Genomic DNA, 15,481 nt, shown 5'->3' with positions numbered 1-15,481 from the left:
CGGATAGTAAAATCGGTCGGTGTCCGGCGGGCCCCTCGCGGGTGACCGCCGAAGCTCCTCGCCGGACTCGGCCGAATCGCTTACGAGCGCTCGTTGACCTCCAGCACGCGCCCGGCCGCGATGGTCTGGCCCATGTCGCGGATGGCGAAGCTCCCGAGCTCGGGGATCTCGCTGGACGGTTCGATGCTCAGGGGCTTCTGGGGCCGGACCGTGATGACCGCGGCGTCGCCCGACTGGATGAAGTCGGGGTCCTCCTCCTCGACCTCACCGGACGAGGCGTCGATCTTCTGGTCGATGGACTCCAGCGTGCAGGCGACCTGCGCCGTGTGGGCGTGGAAGACCGGCGTGTAGCCGTCGGTGATGACGCTCGGGTGCTGCATCACGACGATCTGGGCGGTGAACGTCTCGGCGACGCTCGGCGGGTCGTCCGCGGGGCCGCAGACGTCGCCGCGGTGGATGTCGTCCTTGCCGATGCCCCGGACGTTGAACCCGACGTTGTCGCCCGGACCCGCCTCCGGGACCTCCTCGTGGTGCATCTCGATGGTCTTCACTTCGCCGCCCACGTCGCTGGGCTGGAAGCTGACGTTGTCGCCGGTGTTCAGCATCCCCGTCTCGACGCGCCCCACGGGCACCGTGCCGATGCCCGAGATGGTGTAGACGTCCTGGATCGGCAGCCGGAGCGGCGCGTCGGTCGGCGGTTCGGGCTCCTGGAGTTCGTTGAGCGCTTCGAGCACGAGTTCGCCGTCGTACCAGTCCATGTTCCCGCTGCGCTCGACGACGTTGTCGCCCTCCAGCGCCGACATCGGGATGAAGCTCGCGTCGGCGGTGTCGAACTGGACCTGGTCGAGCAGGTCCTTGACCTCGGCGACGACCTCCTTGTACCGGTTCTCGTCGTAGTCGACTGCGTCCATCTTGTTGACCGCGACGATGAGCTCGTTGATGCCGAGCGTGCGGGCCAGGAAGACGTGCTCCTGGGTCTGTGGCGCGACGCCGTCGTCCGCGGCGACGACCAGGACGGCGTTGTCGGCCTGGGAGGCGCCCGTGATCATGTTCTTCACGAAGTCGCGGTGGCCGGGCGTGTCCACGATGGTGAAGTAGTAGGTGTCGGTCTCGAACTCCTGATGGGCGATGTCGATGGTGACACCGCGCTCGCGCTCCTCCGCGAGGTTGTCCATCACGTACGCGAACTCGAAGCCGCCCTTGCCCTTCTCCTCGGCCTCCTCCTTGTGCTGTTCGATGACGTGGTCCGGGACGCTCCCCGTCTCGTAGAGGAGTCGCCCGACCAGCGTGCTCTTCCCGTGGTCGACGTGGCCGATGATGGCCAGGTTCTGATGCGGTTTGTCTGCCATGGTATCCCCCACCGTGCAGGTGAAGTAGTCGGGACGCGAGGACAAAATAGCTGTCGACGGCGGAGCCGCCTCGGATGGAGGAGGCGGGTCACGCGGTCGGTCGGCTCGTGACTCACCCGCTGTCGGGCGCGTACCACGCGAGCGCGGCGCCGACCGCCGCGACGACGGCCGCGAGCAGGAACGCCGGCCGGTAGCCCGCCCGGTCGATGACCGCCCCGGCCGCGATGGGCGCCGCGAACGCGCCGAACAGGCCGACGCTGGTCAGCATCGAGATGGCCGTGGTCCGGACCGCCGGCGCGACCACCTCGGGGACGTAGGTGTAGAGCAGCCCGATGGTGATCTGGACCGCGAACCCCGCCACGACCAGCAGCGCGACCGCCCCGATGACCCCTGAGACGACTGTGAACCCCGTCACGGCGGGCACCGCCACGACGAACGCCAGCAGGACGACCGGCCGGCGCCGCCCGCCGAACAGCCGGTCGGAGACGAATCCGCTGCCCGTCCGGGAGAGGGCGCCGACCGCCGGGAACACCGCGGTCAGCAGGCCGCTCACCGCGAGCGAGACGTCCAGCCGCCCGGTCAGGTAGCTCGGAAGCCAGGAGTTGAGGAACAGGTACAGCGAGAACGCGAGGAAGCACAGCGCGTAGAGCGTCCACGCGCCGCGGTTGGCGAACAGGGTCAGGACCTGCCCGCGGTCGGGGGTGTCGGCCGCGACCGCGAGGCGCCGGCCGCGGGTCGAGCCCAGGAAGACGCCGACCCCGACCACCGCGATGGCTGCGAACACCGGGAGCGCGGCCGGCCAGCCGAACCGGTCGGCCAGCAGCGGGCTGCCGAACTGGCCGAGCGCGAACCCGACCGGCGCGCTGGCGGTGAACACGCCAACGGCGGTCGCCCGGATCTCCGGTCCTACCGCCTGCCCGACCAGGTTCGCGCCGGCGTTCCACACCACCACGTAGGCGAACCCGCCCAGGATGCGCGAGGCAAACAGCCACCAGTAGGCGCCCGCCGTGGCGGCGACCCAGCCCCACGCGCCCGCGACCAGCAGCGCGACCGCCGCGACCGCGACGGCCCGGCGCACCCGCACTCGGTCGAGCGCGACCCCGACCGGGACGCTGGCGACGACCGCGGTGAGGTACATCACGCTCACGAGCCACCCCGCCAGGGTCGGGCCCACGTCGAGCGACGACCGAACGAGGGGCAGGACGCTGGCCGGCGCTATCTCGTAGGCGGCCGCCGCGGCCGAGAGCGCGAAGAGCCCGGCGACGAGGCCGACCGTCCCTCGGCGGGGAGCGCGACGTTTGTCGTCGGTCACGGCGCGCAATTCTCGGGGCCGGTATAAAGTTCCGTCCGTGGCGGCAGGCGACGGGACGGAGTCCCGCGAGGGTCCGTTGTCGAGTCGGGAGTGAACTCCGGGAGAATCGTCCCGCGTCCCCTCACTTCGAGAACGCTTATTAACCGAGCGGGCGAGAGGACCCGACGATGGGCCAGACAGCGAGACGCCGCGGTCACCACCGACCCGGAGCGCTGACGCGACGGTGACGGGACTGGTGTTCTGGATACTGGTGGCGCTGGCGACCGTCACCGGCCTGCTGACGGCGTGGGCGCTCGGCGCGAACAGCAACTCGCCGCCGTTCGCTCCCGCCATCGGCGCGAACGCCATCTCGACGATGCGCGCGGCGTTCCTCATCGGCATCCTCGCCGCGCTGGGCGCGCTGACCCAGGGCGGGAGCATCTCCGAGACGGTCGGCGCGGGGCTGGTGAACGGCGTCGCCATCACCTCGCTGGCGGCGACGGCGGGCCTGTTGACCGCCACCGCGTTCATGGCGTTCGGCGTCTACACCGGCTATCCCGTCCCGGCAGCGTTCGCCACGACCGGCGCGATGGTGGGCGTGGGGCTCTCACTCGGCGGGACCGCCGCGTTCGACACCTACCGGCGCATAGCGACCTTCTGGGTGCTGGTACCGCCGGTCTCGGGCGGGCTGGCCTACCTCACCGCGACGATTCTCCGGCGCGAGGACATCCCCGAGACGGTGGGCGTCCCCCTGCTCGCGGCGCTCGTCGGCGGAATCGTGGCGAACGTCCAGTTGAGCATCATCCCCGCGCCCCCAGGCGAGGAGCAGGGGTCGCTCGCCGGGTTCGCGGCGAGTCGGCTGGGTGGCCCGACCGTCGGGGGCGTGGAGGTCGTCGCCGCGGCGGCGACGCTCCTCCTCGCCGCCGTGAGCTTCCAGTTCATCCGGCGGCGGACCCAGGTCTCGGTGGATCGGGGTATCAAGACGTTCCTTGTGGCGCTCGGGAGCGTCGTCGCGTTCTCCAGCGGCGGGAGCCAGGTCGGGCTGGCGACCGGGCCGCTGGAGAACCTCTACCGGGCGGAGCTCGGCCTGCCGGGCGTCGTCCTGCTGGCGCTGGGCGCGACGGGCATCCTCGCCGGCGCGTGGATGGGCGCGCCCCGGCTCCTCCAGGCCACCTCGCGGGAGTACGCCCAGCTCGGCATCCGGCGCTCCATCGCGGCGCTCGTGCCCGGCTTCGTCATCGCCCAGCTCGCCATCGCGCTCGGCATCCCCATCTCGTTCAACAACATCATCATCTCGGGGGTCATCGGCGGCGGCCTCGCGGGCGGGTCGGCCGGCGTCTCCCGGCGGAAGATAGGGGTGACGCTGACGTTCTGGGTCGTGACGCTGGTCTCGTCGGTCGCGGTCGGGTTCGGGCTGTACCGGGCGCTCGCGATGGCGCTCGGCGCGTAGCCCCGTTCCGGAACCGACGGACTCGCCGGGAGACCGGGGTGGCTTACCGGACCACCGTCACCGTCACCGGGGTCTCGGCGACCACCTTCGTGGCCACCGTCCCGAGGAGCCGGCGGGTGAGTTCGTGACGGTCGCCGCCGTGGCCGCCCATGACCACGTGGTCCACGCCGGTGGACTCGACGTACTCGATGATTCTCTCGGCGGGGTCGCCGGTCTCGATAGCGGTGTCGACGCTCCGGTCGGCGTCCCCGGCGCGGCGCGTCGCGCGGTCGACGATCCCCTCGGCACGCTCGCGGGCGCTCTCGCGGCGGTCTTCGCCGGGTTCGAGCAGCCCACCCTCGCTCATCGACTCGTCGAGGGGCGTCACGACGTTGAGGACCGTCGTCCGGCAGTCGAAGGTGTCGAGCGCGTGGACGAGCGCGTCGTCGGCCAGGGGCGACCCGTCGAGCGGGACGAGGACGTGCGTCGGTGCCATGACGGTAGGTACGGGGGGATTCGCGGAGGCCGGCGTTAAAAGTGAGGGCCCTACTCGTCGGCTTCCCGGATGCGCTCGAACTGGTCGTCCGACAGCGAGATCTCGGCGGCACCGAGGTTCTCCTCCAACTGGTCGACCGTCCGGGCGCCGACGATGGGGACGCACTGGAACTCGCGCTGGTCGGCCAGCCACCGGAGCGCCACCTGCGCCGGCGTCGCGTCCTCCTCGTCGGCCACGTCCCGGATCGCGTCCAGCACGGCCCACTGGCGGTCGTCGAACCGGCCGTCCCACTCGTAGAGGTCGCCCCGGGAACCCTCGGGGCCGCCGCCGTCGCGCTCGTACTTGCCCGTCAAGAAACCGCCTTCGAGCGGGGAGTACGGGCAGACCGCGAGGTCCCGGTCGGCGCAGACGTCGAGGTAGTCGGCCACGGGGTCGCGGTACGCGGCGTTGAACCGCGGCTGGGTGACCTCGAAGCGTTCGAGCCCCTCGACGTCGCTGGTCCACAGCGCCTTGGTCAGCTTCCACGCCGCCATCGAACTCGCCGCGAGGTAGTTGACCTTCCCCTCGCGCACCAGGTCGTTAAGGGTCCGGAGGGTCTCCTCGATGGGCGTCTCCTCGTCCCAGCGGTGGATGTAGTAGACGTCGAGGTAGTCGGTTCCGAGGCGCTCGAGGGTGCCGTCTATCTGGTCGCGGATGTGCTTGCGCGAGAGGCCGCGGTCGTTCGGGCCGTCGTCGAACCCGAAGTACACCTTCGAGGCCAGCACGAAGTCCTCGCGGTCGTAGTCGGCCAGCCAGTCGCCGATCCACTCCTCGGCCGTGCCGTTGGGGTCGCCGTAGACGTTCGCGGTGTCGATGAAGTTGACCCCGTGCTCCCACGCGGCGTCGAGCAGGTCGTGGGCGGTCCCGCGGTCGGTCTCGACGGTACCGTCGGACTCCTTGGCGAAGCGCCACGTGCCGAAGCAGATCTCCGAGACCCTGGTGCCGGTCGAACCGAGTCGGACGTAGTCCATACTGGTCGTGACTGCATTTTCGGCCTTAGTTCTGTGCGTGACGGTAACTAAACACGGAGGTGAACACCACTGCGGCTGAACTGTTTCGGAAGACTCCATTTCCGAAAGCCCCCGGTCGCTCGCGGTCGCTCGACGACATATCCTCGGCTCACTATGTTCGCCTCGGATAGGGGTCGCCGAGACGACCACGACGACCGCGAGCGGTCGGGGGCTTTCTGGGAGTTCAACGCGATGGGGACGTTCCAGCCTCCTTCCGAATTCGGATCGAGAACACCTAGCCGTGACCCACCGATTTAACTCGGTACCGACCAACCCACAGCGCATGAGAGCGGCAGTCCTGCGCGAGTACGGCGAACCCCTCGCGATCGAAGACGTCGACCGGCCCGACCCCGACCCCCACGGCGTCGTGGTCGAGACCGAAGCCTGCGGCATCTGCCGGAGCGACTGGCACGCCTGGCAGGGCCACGGCGAGTGGGCCGACGACCAGGTGCCCGAAGGTCAGATTCTGGGCCACGAACCCGCGGGCACCGTCGTCGCGGTCGGCGAGGACGTGTCCCGGTTCCGCGAGGGCGACCGGGTCGCGGTCCCGTTCAACCTCGGCCGTGGCACCTGCGAGCAGTGCCGGAGCGGTCACGGCAACGTCTGCGAGGACGGCCTGGCGCTGGGGTTCGAGGCCGACGCGCCCGGCGCGTTCGCCGAGGAAGTCCACGTCCCCTACGCCGACTACAACGCCGTAGAGCTCCCGACGGGGGTCTCGCCGGTCGAGATGGCCGGCCTCGGCTGCCGGTTCGCGACCGCGTACCACGGCCTCGCTCACCGCGCCGACCTGACGTCCGGCGACTGGGTCGCGGTCCACGGCTGCGGCGGGGTGGGCCTCTCGGCGGTCCACGTCGCGGACGCCCTCGGCGCGAACGTGGTCGCGGTCGACCTCGCCGACGAGAAGCTGGCGAAGGCCGAGGAACTGGGCGCCGACGAGACCGTGAACGCCGGCGTCGTCGCCGACGTGCCCGGGCGCATCCGGGAGATCGCCGAGAAGGGAGCGCACGTCTCGGTCGACGCGCTCGGGGTCGCCGAGACCTGCCGGAACTCCGTGGCGTGCCTGGGCAAGCGCGGCCAGCACCTCCAGCTCGGGCTGACCACCGACGAGGAGCGCGGGGAGGTGTCGCTGCCGACCGACGCGATGGCGATGAACGAGGTGACGTTCCTCGGCTCGCGCGGGATGCCCCCGACGCGGTACGGCGAGCTCATCCGGATGATGGACCGCAACACCGTCTCGCCCGCCGCGCTGGTCACCCGCGAGGTCGGCCTCGCCGACGTGCCCGACCGCCTCGCCGCGATGAGCGACTACGGCACGGTCGGCATCGAGGTCGTCACGGAGTTCTGACGCCGGTCGAACCTCTCCCGTTTTCGTTTACGTTTGCGTAAACGACGTGGGGTCGTCCACTCAGTCGCTCGTCTGACTGTACTTCTCGACCCACTCCTGGAGCGTGATGCCCATCGCCGACTGGGTGATGGCGTTCGAGCTCGCTGAGTTGGCGCTCTTGACCAGTTCCGCTTCGAGGGTACGGTCGGGCACCTCCCCGAGGAAGTGGGGGATGGCGCGCTGGACCGCCAGCGGGCAGCCGACCTCGTGGGCCAGCGCGTACCCCGAGATGGAGTGGGGGATGGTCTCGCCGGCGTATCTCGGATCGGGGTCGAGCAGGGTCTCGGCGTCGACGTGGTCGACGTACTCGTAGCATTTGCCCACGTCGTGGAGCAGGCACGCTGCCCGAATCACGTCGAGGTCCGGGTCCGCACCGTGGAAGTCCCGCTGCTCCTCGGCGGACTTGACCGCGATGCGCGTGACCCCGCGGACGTGCTCGACGTTCGTCACCTCGTGGATGTTCCAGGCGTACGGGATGTCCCGGACGTCGCGCCACCCGCCGCGAGCGAGGCCGAGCGTCCACGCCTCGACGACCCGCTCGCGCAGGTCCTCGTCCTCGATGTCGCCGATTTCGGGGAGAGCCTCGCGCACCTGGGCCCCGTAGTCGGGCGTCTCGTCGGACATGGGTTCGAACTCTCCGGGCGGGAAGGTAAGGGTTGGTGTGTCGAGAGGGGTCGACCGTCAGATACTGCGCTCGACCCACCGGGGAACGCTACACTCGAGTCGCGTAAAATCCCGGCGTGCGATGGCGCGCCTTCTGTGGCGCGCCGAAATGCGCGAGGGCGGTGGCCGCGTTCGGGCGGCCGCCGAGGCTGGGGCGGTCTGAGAGGCCTGCGGTCGCGGTCGCAGTGCGGAAGCTCACAGGTGACGGCAGTAGCTAGCGAACTTTCAGCCCGCTCGTTCGGTCCGAGAGTGTCCGGCCACTACCTTCCCGCCACCGTCAAGCACAGCTGAACTTCCGCGTTCGTCGCCCGGGCCAGCAACCACTTCCGGACCAGACGCGTACTCGGATACATGCGAACTGCATTCCACCTGACCAGCGGCGACGAGGACCACCAGAAGACCGTTCTCACCATCGCGGAGAACCTCTCGAACGACGAGACCATCGACATGGACGACATCGTAGTCGTCGCCCAGTCGAAGGGTATCGACCCGCTCACGAACGACGGCACCCACAGCGACACCGTCCGGGAACTCCGGGACGCGGGCATCTCGTTCCGGGCCTGCAGTAACACGCTCGACCTGATGGACCTCGACGACGCCGACCTCGTCGAGGGCGTCGAGACGGTGTCGTCGGGCGCGAGCGAACTCACCCGACTACAGGACGACGGCTACGCCTACCTCCGGCCCTGAACGCGCCTCTCCTTCCGTCTCTGTTACTGTCTCGCCCCGACCTACCCCTGCGTCGTCCCGCACTCGGTGCAGGTCAGTTCGAAGCGGCCGTCGCCCATCGCCACGTCCTGGGTCGTCTCCTCGTCGCACTCCGGGCAGTAGGCCCGCGACTGGAGTTCGTCCCAGTCGTGGCTCGCGCCGGGTGCGCCGAGCGCCCACCCCTCGACGGTCGCCTCGCCGTCGTTGTACCCCTTCTGGAACTCGCCGGGCGGGAACCGGACGAGTTCGCCCGCGTCCACGACGACCTCGTCGCGGTCCAGGCCGACCTCGAAGGTCGCGGTGCCCGACTCGACGTAGAACACCTCCTCCTGGTCGTGGTGGGTGTGCAGGCCGCCCGAGAACGACTCGCCCGGTTCCAGCACGAAGTAGTTCATCGCGAAGTGGTCGGTGCCCAGCGCCCGCGAGACCGGCTTGCGGACGCTGTGGACCTTCATCGGGTTGCGCTCGTTGTCGACCTCGTCGACGGCGACTTTCTCCATGACGGCGATTTGAGGGGGGTGACCGTAAGTGATTTGGGTACCCGGTAAACGGTGGTGCGGTTTCTCTGTTCAGACCGTTCGTGGGGTTCGCGGGAAGTACAGAGCGTGTACGTATCATCGGTCGTTTGGCGACCGCGTTCCGAAAACGCGGCGGGATTTTGTCGGAAACGAGGTATTACGTAGCGAGTATTGACTCCAGTTTTTGGGCTGACTTCACTGTATCCCTTGTTACGGCAGATGAACGATAGAAACTCTCTATATGATATATGCTACCACATAACAATGTCTCTTGGGGTGCGAAGTACTGGAATGACACAAAATGATACTTTATCCCGCCGCAGTGCCCTACGAAAGGGAGCGGTCGCCACGGGCGCGGTCGTCTGCGGTGGGGTAACAACCGTCGGGAGTGCAGTCGCGCAAGATGAGCAAACTGGAGTCGCCGCACAAATCGAGGGTCACGGCCACTATGCGTGGTTTCCGAAAGGCCCCGAGACGTGGGGGCGGTCAGACACACCGTACGATATGCAAGACGGGGAGAGTCGATGGATGGCAGAGCCTCAATCCGATGGGAGCGTGCGCTGTCTCGCGCAGAACCTCGGGACGGAACCGCCGAACCGAAACACCGGCTTCGACGTACACCTCGGGCGGCTTGGCACGATCGAAACCGTGACTGTCACCTCACGAACCCTCCAGACCCCGCGCTGGGGGCCCGCCGAACTGTTCTTCGGCCTGTACTTGGACAAAGATGATAGCGGCGAGTTCGGGAATTGGGAGTCCAACGACGACGGGACGGAGAGCGCCCTTGGTTCCGATACTGACGAGGAAGGACTCCTGTCTTCACCCGCAAGTGGGGAAGTGACGATCGACGGCGACACCGTATTCGGCCTTCTGAATGCGGAATCCGAGGCGACACTGGCCGAGTTGCAGGAGGGGACTGTCGGGGGCATCTCTGGGGAGACACTTGCCGCGCTCTATATCGGCGTCACCAACGGCGGAGAGGGCACAGACGAAGTAGTTGTCGAAGACATGCGCGTTTCTCGGTCATAGACGACGTATTCCTCTTTTTCGGTAGTTTTCCCGCTCACTAGTGGATATGAACTGCCCACGGAGACGTACATCGTGTGACTATTGAACAATGCGGACTGCTCAATTTGCACCACGTATTGAGCAATTTCGGTGAGTCAGTTTCCGACGGGCAACAGGTGCTACATGAGCCTATTAAATACAGAGGATATTAACCAGAGCAGTTAGAATGCTATCCGTATGACTGACAAGTCCTCCATTCCTCAGGCGCGACCGATATCGTCGTACATAGAGGACGGCGCACGTATCGCAACAATTCTCCTCATTTGGGGCGTCATCTCCGCGTTGTTCACGTACGGAGTGAGTGATGTTGGATTGCCGTTCGAGAGATTCTGGATCCAACTCGGCCAGTTGTTTGCTGTAACTGGTGTTCTTAACGCCGTTCTGTATCTCCTATATCGGACCATCGACTATTGGCACGAAACCCTATAACTCTCACCAATAGCCTCTAAAGCAACGCTCAGTCTGCACCATGCATTGATCGCTGGCGCTCTGACTCCACCGAACGAACTTATTGTGAGCTGAGGCGGTCAATGCAGAGCGTGGATTTAACACGAGTAAGCGAACGTGATACCTTCTGGTTTGATTACGATCTGAACGTCTTCGCCATCGCGTGAACAGATATCCACGTCAGGGTCGTACTCGTGTCTTATCTGGTCTCCGCCATTCAGTGAGACGACAAGGTGGTCAACTCGATTTTCGACACCCTGTGATTCGTCAGCGTGTTCCGGCAGCAACGAGTACGAGTGGTCAAGTAGCAGGGAACTATCCGTCGCGTAGACGGCTACATCGAGCGTGATTTGTTGATTGGTATTGTTAGTTGGGATGATTTCGACGGTCGTTCCTTCTCCACTCTGTCCCCCTCCGACGCCGAGACAACCGGATATGATGAGACTGCTTCCAAGAGCAGTGGAGAGGAAGGCACGTCGTTTCACGCGCAAAACTATCGATACTATGGATAAGTGCCTTTTCACCGTCTGATAGATTCGCGCCACGTACCGAACAATTTAGAGCGTGAACTGCGTGATAGATACACGCTCTAAATCGCACATCACGTGGTGGGTATCGGTCACACAACCGCCAAAACAGGATTCGTATTCGAGGCTAATCGAACGTGAGAGGCTCCCACACGTAGTTCTTTGGACCTAATCTATTAGGTGGGGATTCTATTATCCACGTCTAATGAAATGGTAGTAGCGGCAGCCCCCTCCAAGCGCGAGTGCCTCTGACAGCGATCTACTGCCGCATTCATGGGTGTCTGTTCGAAACCCATGCTACTTCCCCGCTACTTCGGATTCTGACTCCCTCTCCATTGAGCAATCTACGGTGTCTATATAGAACTCATAGAGAGAATTATAAAATGACAAAACATTCGTTCTGAATCAAATGCCCTCCTTGAACCGACATGCATTCCTTGCTAGTTCGAGCGAGGCGCTCCTCACCGCCGGGTTCGCACCACGCACTTACCGAATCAACGTTCTCAGTTTCGGGTGAGGGATTTCGTTCTCGAAAGCCCCCGCCCGGTCGCGGTCGCTCGCCGACTACCCTCGGTTCCCTACGGTCGCCTCGGATAGGGGTCGCCGAGACGACCACGGCCTGAGGCCGCGACCGGGCGGCCCCTTTCAGTCCCTCCCGCATCGGCTGGTCACCCGAGCGGCCGCAGGTCGTCACTGAACCGCTCTCGTCGCGCAGACGGTCTACTCCAGCGGCTCCAGCCCCGCCTCGGTGCGGAGGGCGTCGATGTACTCGCGGAACCCGGCTTCGAGGTCGTACTCGGGGTCGTAGCCCAGGTCCGCCTGGGCGTCGGTCATGTCGAGCTTCTGGGTCCAGGGGAGTTCGCCCTCGTCGCTGACCTCGATGTCGGCGTCGGGCACGATCTCGCGCACCGTCTCCGCCGCCTCCCGGATGGTGGCGACTTCACCGCGGACGTTGTAGATGCGCTGGCTCAGGTCCTCCTCGGGGGCGAACGCCGCCTTCCGGAACGCCTGGGCGATGTCCTCGACGTACTGCCAGTCGACGACCTGGTCGCCGTACTCCACCGAGAACGACTCGCCGACCGCGGGCTTCTCGACGATGTTCGCGAGGAAGGCCGACCCGCCGGTCTCGCGGTACGGGCCGTAGGCGACCGTCGGGCGGAGGCCGACGTGGCTCAGGTCGTGGTCCTCGAAGTACACCTTCGCCTGGTGCTCGTTGTACTCCTTGGTCGCGCCGTAGAGGGTGTCGGGGTAGACGAGGTCCTCCTCGTCGACCCACCCGTGGTCGTAGTTTTCGGGCGGGGCGTACACCGCCGCCGAGGAGGCCCAGGCGACGCGCTCGACCTGGTCGTCGAGCGTCCGCGCGGCCTCGAAGACGTTGTTCGTGCCCATGACGTTGACCTCGGCCGCGCCGCGGGGGTTGTCGCGGGCGAGGTTGGTCAGCAGCGCCGCGAGGTGGACGACCCGGGTCGCGCCCGACTCCCGGACCGCCCGGATCACGCTGGTCGGGTCGGTGATGTCGCCCCGGACCACCTCGACGTCGTCGGCGACGCCGAGCTTGTCGAGGATCCGGGTGTCGGTAGAGAGGTCGTACGCCACCACGTCGTGGCCCGCCTCGACGAGGTCCTGCGCGACGTACGACCCGATGAAGCCGGTCCCGCCCGTGACGAGTACGGTCGCTGATTCGGCCATGACTCGCAAATCTCTCCGGAACCGTAAAAAAGTGCAGCAACCCGACCGCGTTCCGCGGACGTCGCGCCGACGGCTACGGCGAGAAGGTCCACAGCGACGACACCGTGTCCAGCCCCTCCGAGACCGTCTTGTTCCGGCGCTGCTCCAGGGGCGTGGTCTGGGTGGCGAGGACGTACCGGTCCCGGGCCGGAACCGGACCGCGTCCCCGGGTTCCGGTCCGGGTGAGCGCCCACAGCTCGTCGCCGGTCTCCGGGTCGAGCGCGTGGACCGCGACCGTCTTCTCGGCGGGGGTCGTCCGGAGCGCGTGGACCGCGCCGTCGGTGACCGACGGAATCGTCCCCTGGACGAACTCGTCGGGTGCGAGGCTGGTCCGCCACCGTTCGGTCCCATCCTCGACATCGAGCGCGACGAACTGGCCTTCCAGACCCGCGACGAAGACGGTGCCGTGGCCGACGGCCGGACGGATGACCGCCTCCTCCAGGCCGCCGTGGCGCCACCGGAGCGTCCCGTCGCGGTCGAAGGCCTCGACGCCGCGGAAGGACGCGCGGACGAGTTCGTCGGCCGTCGCGACGACCGCCCCGGTGGCGGCGGGGTGGTCGCTCTCGGGGTCGTGTCGCCATCGCTCCTCGCCGGTGGCGGCGTCGAGCGCGACGAGTCGGCCAGCCCCGGAGAACGACGCGTACAGCGTCCCGTCGGCGAGGGCCGGCTGGCGGATGCCCCGGATTCCGCCGCGGTGGCCCCGCTCGGTCGTCGTCTCCGGCTCCGGATATCGCCAGCGCACGGCGCCGTCGTGGTCGAGAGCGACGACGACGCCGTCGACGACGCCGCAGACGTAGACGCCGTCGTCGCCGACGACAGGCGGGTCGTTGACGTGCGTCCCGACCCCGGTGGTCCACAGCACCGCGCCCGACCGGGCGTCGACCGCCGTCACGCTCCTATCGGTGGCGAGGTAGAGCGTTCCGCGGTGGTAGACCGTCCGGAAGTTGTCGAACGGCGCGCTGAAGGCGTACCGGGTCTCCAGCGGGGTCGACCACCGGCGCGACCCCGACGCGAGACCGTAGGCCTCGACGGTCGCGACCGGCGCCTCGTCGGTGAGTTCGCCCCGGGTGAGGTAGACGGCATCGCCGACGACGGTCGGCGTCGTCAGCGGCCCGTCCAGTTCGGTCCGCCAGTCCTCCGGCGGTTCCTCGTCGGGGGCGTCTATCGTCGCGTTGTAACCGGGATGGGCTGCCGTCCGTCCGGGTTGGGCCCAGTCGGCGTCGGCCGCCCGCGGACCGGTGGACGGCTCCCGGGCCTCGGTCGCGGTCGTCGGATCGGTTCGAGGGGTCTCGGTGGTCGTTCCTCCGCTGCCGGGGAGCGACCCGACACAGCCGGCGAAGAGGGCGCTGCCGGCGGTCGCGATGACTGCTCGGCGGGAGGGCTTGCGGGGACACATGGGTAAGTCAAATTACACCACTGACAAGTGCTTTTCGTCTGCGTCGCCGAACCGGTCCGGCGGACCGGCAGACCCGCGCCCCGTCCGACCCGGTCGGCTCGCCGGGCTACGCCCCGTTCGAGTACCGGATCGGCAGCGAGTCGACGCCGTAGACGAACGAGCTCCGGGTGGGTTCGAGGTCGGCGGCGGCGAGCTCCACGCCTTCGACCCGGTCGAGCAGCTCCGAGAGCGCGATTCGCCCCTCGAGGCGCGCCAGCGGGGCGCCCAGACAGTAGTGGGTGCCGTGACCGAACCCGAGGTGGCCGGTGGGCGACCGGTCGGGCCGGAACTCGTCCGGGTCGTCGAACTGTCGCTCGTCGCGGTTCGCCGACCCGAGCCAGACGATGATGCGGTCGCCCTCCGCGATGTTCTCGCCGCGCAGCGTGACGTCCTCGGCCGCCACGCGGCTCATCGCCTGGACCGGCGACCGGTGGCGCAGCACCTCCTCCAGGGCGGTGCCGAGCCGGCGCTCGTCGCCCCGCAGCTCCTCGAACAGGTCCGCGTCGCCCCCGGCGAAGCACCGGACCGCGTTCGCGATGAGGTTCGTCGTCGTGATGTTGCCCGCGATGAGCAGCAGGATGCACATGCCCAGCGCCTCCTCCTGGGAGAGCCGGCCTCCATCGCCGGTTTCGGCGGTGACGATCTGCGACATCAGGTCGTCCTGCGGGTTCTCCCGACGGTCCTCGATCATCTCCATGAAGTACTGGGCCATCTCCAGCTGGGTCTGCTGCTGGCGCTCGGCGAACTCCTCGCCGGCCTCGTCGTCGCTTGCGGCAGAGACCAGAGTGTCCGACCACGTCTTGAACCGGTCGCGCTCCGCGGCCGGCACCCCCAGCAGCTCGGCGATGACAGTCACCGGGAACGGGTACGCCAGGTCGTCGACGACCTCGAGTTCCCCGCCATCCTCCTCGACCGCCTCGTCCAGGAGGTCGGCCGCCAGCTCCCGGAAGTGGGGCTCGCGCTCGCGGAGCGTCCGGGGCTGGAACTCCTCGTCGACGACGCCCCGGAGTTCGTCGTGGCGCGGCGGGTCCTGGAACAGCATCGTGTCGAAGATGAGCCCCTCGCCGGGGTTGTCGGGCTCGACGAAGTCGCTGGCGAGGCGGGGATTCACCGAGAACGTCTCGTCGTCGTCCAGCACGCGCTTGACGTCCTCGTACCGGAACACGTCCCACGTCCGGCGGTCCTCGTCGTACCGGACGGGCGCCTCGTCGCGCATCTCCCGGTACCAGTCGAACGGTTCGAGCCACGACTCCCGGCTCTCCAGTTCCCGGGGGAACGCCTGCAGCCCCTGCGGGTCGGCTGAACTCATGTCACTTCGATACGGGCTCGTCCCGCTAAACACCTCGGATTAGTAACGACTCTGACGTTCCGGTGTCGGACCTTTCTCGT

The 15,481-nt window shown here is 67.4% G+C and carries 15 protein-coding genes; 5 read left to right on the top strand and 10 right to left on the bottom strand.

Annotated features, from left to right (window positions below):
- Window positions 1-80: 80 nt before the first annotated feature.
- Entirely contained in the window at window positions 81-1,349 is a 1,269-nt protein-coding gene (gene tuf, locus DVR07_RS18855; RefSeq protein ID WP_115798879.1) for a translation elongation factor EF-1 subunit alpha, read from the bottom strand.
- 112 nt (window positions 1,350-1,461) lie between these two features.
- Window positions 1,462-2,661, bottom strand: a complete 1,200-nt coding sequence (locus DVR07_RS18850) for an MFS transporter (RefSeq protein ID WP_240318904.1) — start codon at window positions 2,659-2,661, stop codon at window positions 1,462-1,464.
- A 223-nt stretch (window positions 2,662-2,884) separates the two neighbouring features.
- On the opposite strand from DVR07_RS18850, the gene DVR07_RS18845 reads away from it, so the two are divergent.
- Window positions 2,885-4,090: an inorganic phosphate transporter gene (locus DVR07_RS18845; protein ID WP_115798878.1), complete on the top strand. Its 1,206-nt coding sequence runs from the start codon at window positions 2,885-2,887 to the stop codon at window positions 4,088-4,090.
- A gap of 43 nt (window positions 4,091-4,133) precedes the next feature.
- On the opposite strand, the gene DVR07_RS18840 is transcribed toward DVR07_RS18845, so the two are convergent.
- Together DVR07_RS18840 and DVR07_RS18835 are read right to left on the bottom strand one after the other, a co-directional pair.
- Window positions 4,134-4,565: a universal stress protein gene (locus DVR07_RS18840; RefSeq protein ID WP_115798877.1), complete on the bottom strand. Its 432-nt coding sequence runs from the start codon at window positions 4,563-4,565 to the stop codon at window positions 4,134-4,136.
- A gap of 50 nt (window positions 4,566-4,615) precedes the next feature.
- On the bottom strand, window positions 4,616-5,575 hold the full coding sequence (locus DVR07_RS18835; RefSeq protein WP_115798876.1) for an aldo/keto reductase: 960 nt from the start codon (window positions 5,573-5,575) through the stop codon (window positions 4,616-4,618).
- 322 nt (window positions 5,576-5,897) lie between these two features.
- Between DVR07_RS18835 and DVR07_RS18830 the strand changes: the two genes are divergently transcribed.
- The gene (locus DVR07_RS18830; protein WP_115798875.1) at window positions 5,898-6,959 is read left to right on the top strand and encodes a zinc-dependent alcohol dehydrogenase family protein; all 1,062 of its coding nucleotides are present in this window, start codon (window positions 5,898-5,900) and stop codon (window positions 6,957-6,959) included.
- Between the two features lie 60 nt (window positions 6,960-7,019).
- On the opposite strand, the gene DVR07_RS18825 is transcribed toward DVR07_RS18830, so the two are convergent.
- Window positions 7,020-7,622: an HD domain-containing protein gene (locus DVR07_RS18825; RefSeq protein WP_115798874.1), complete on the bottom strand. Its 603-nt coding sequence runs from the start codon at window positions 7,620-7,622 to the stop codon at window positions 7,020-7,022.
- A gap of 390 nt (window positions 7,623-8,012) precedes the next feature.
- Between DVR07_RS18825 and DVR07_RS18820 the strand changes: the two genes are divergently transcribed.
- Window positions 8,013-8,351: a DsrE family protein gene (locus DVR07_RS18820; RefSeq protein WP_115798873.1), complete on the top strand. Its 339-nt coding sequence runs from the start codon at window positions 8,013-8,015 to the stop codon at window positions 8,349-8,351.
- A gap of 41 nt (window positions 8,352-8,392) precedes the next feature.
- Here the strand turns inward: DVR07_RS18820 and DVR07_RS18815 are convergent, their stop codons facing one another.
- Window positions 8,393-8,869: a cupin domain-containing protein gene (locus tag DVR07_RS18815; RefSeq protein ID WP_115798872.1), complete on the bottom strand. Its 477-nt coding sequence runs from the start codon at window positions 8,867-8,869 to the stop codon at window positions 8,393-8,395.
- Window positions 8,870-9,415: 546 nt separating this feature from the next.
- Here DVR07_RS18815 and DVR07_RS18810 point away from each other — a divergent pair.
- The gene (locus DVR07_RS18810; protein ID WP_115798871.1) at window positions 9,416-9,916 is read left to right on the top strand and encodes a hypothetical protein; all 501 of its coding nucleotides are present in this window, start codon (window positions 9,416-9,418) and stop codon (window positions 9,914-9,916) included.
- Between the two features lie 216 nt (window positions 9,917-10,132).
- Window positions 10,133-10,384: a hypothetical protein gene (locus tag DVR07_RS18805; RefSeq protein ID WP_115798870.1), complete on the top strand. Its 252-nt coding sequence runs from the start codon at window positions 10,133-10,135 to the stop codon at window positions 10,382-10,384.
- A gap of 116 nt (window positions 10,385-10,500) precedes the next feature.
- Here the strand turns inward: DVR07_RS18805 and DVR07_RS21860 are convergent, their stop codons facing one another.
- From DVR07_RS21860 to DVR07_RS18790, 4 genes are all read right to left on the bottom strand, one after another.
- Window positions 10,501-10,887: a hypothetical protein gene (locus tag DVR07_RS21860; RefSeq protein ID WP_162829629.1), complete on the bottom strand. Its 387-nt coding sequence runs from the start codon at window positions 10,885-10,887 to the stop codon at window positions 10,501-10,503.
- Between the two features lie 762 nt (window positions 10,888-11,649).
- The gene (locus DVR07_RS18800; RefSeq protein ID WP_115798869.1) at window positions 11,650-12,618 is read right to left on the bottom strand and encodes an NAD-dependent epimerase/dehydratase family protein; all 969 of its coding nucleotides are present in this window, start codon (window positions 12,616-12,618) and stop codon (window positions 11,650-11,652) included.
- Window positions 12,619-12,691: 73 nt separating this feature from the next.
- Complete coding sequence (locus DVR07_RS18795) at window positions 12,692-14,053, bottom strand: outer membrane protein assembly factor BamB family protein (protein WP_115798868.1); 1,362 nt, start codon at window positions 14,051-14,053, stop codon at window positions 12,692-12,694.
- 106 nt (window positions 14,054-14,159) lie between these two features.
- Window positions 14,160-15,401, bottom strand: a complete 1,242-nt coding sequence (locus tag DVR07_RS18790; RefSeq protein WP_115798867.1) for a cytochrome P450 — start codon at window positions 15,399-15,401, stop codon at window positions 14,160-14,162.
- Between the last annotated feature and the right edge of the window lie 80 nt (window positions 15,402-15,481).

Origin of the sequence: Halorussus rarus, assembly GCF_003369835.1 — an archaeon.
In the GTDB taxonomy this organism is placed as follows: Archaea; Halobacteriota; Halobacteria; order Halobacteriales; family Haladaptataceae; genus Halorussus; species Halorussus rarus.
This window is presented reverse-complemented; position numbering and strand designations above follow the sequence as displayed.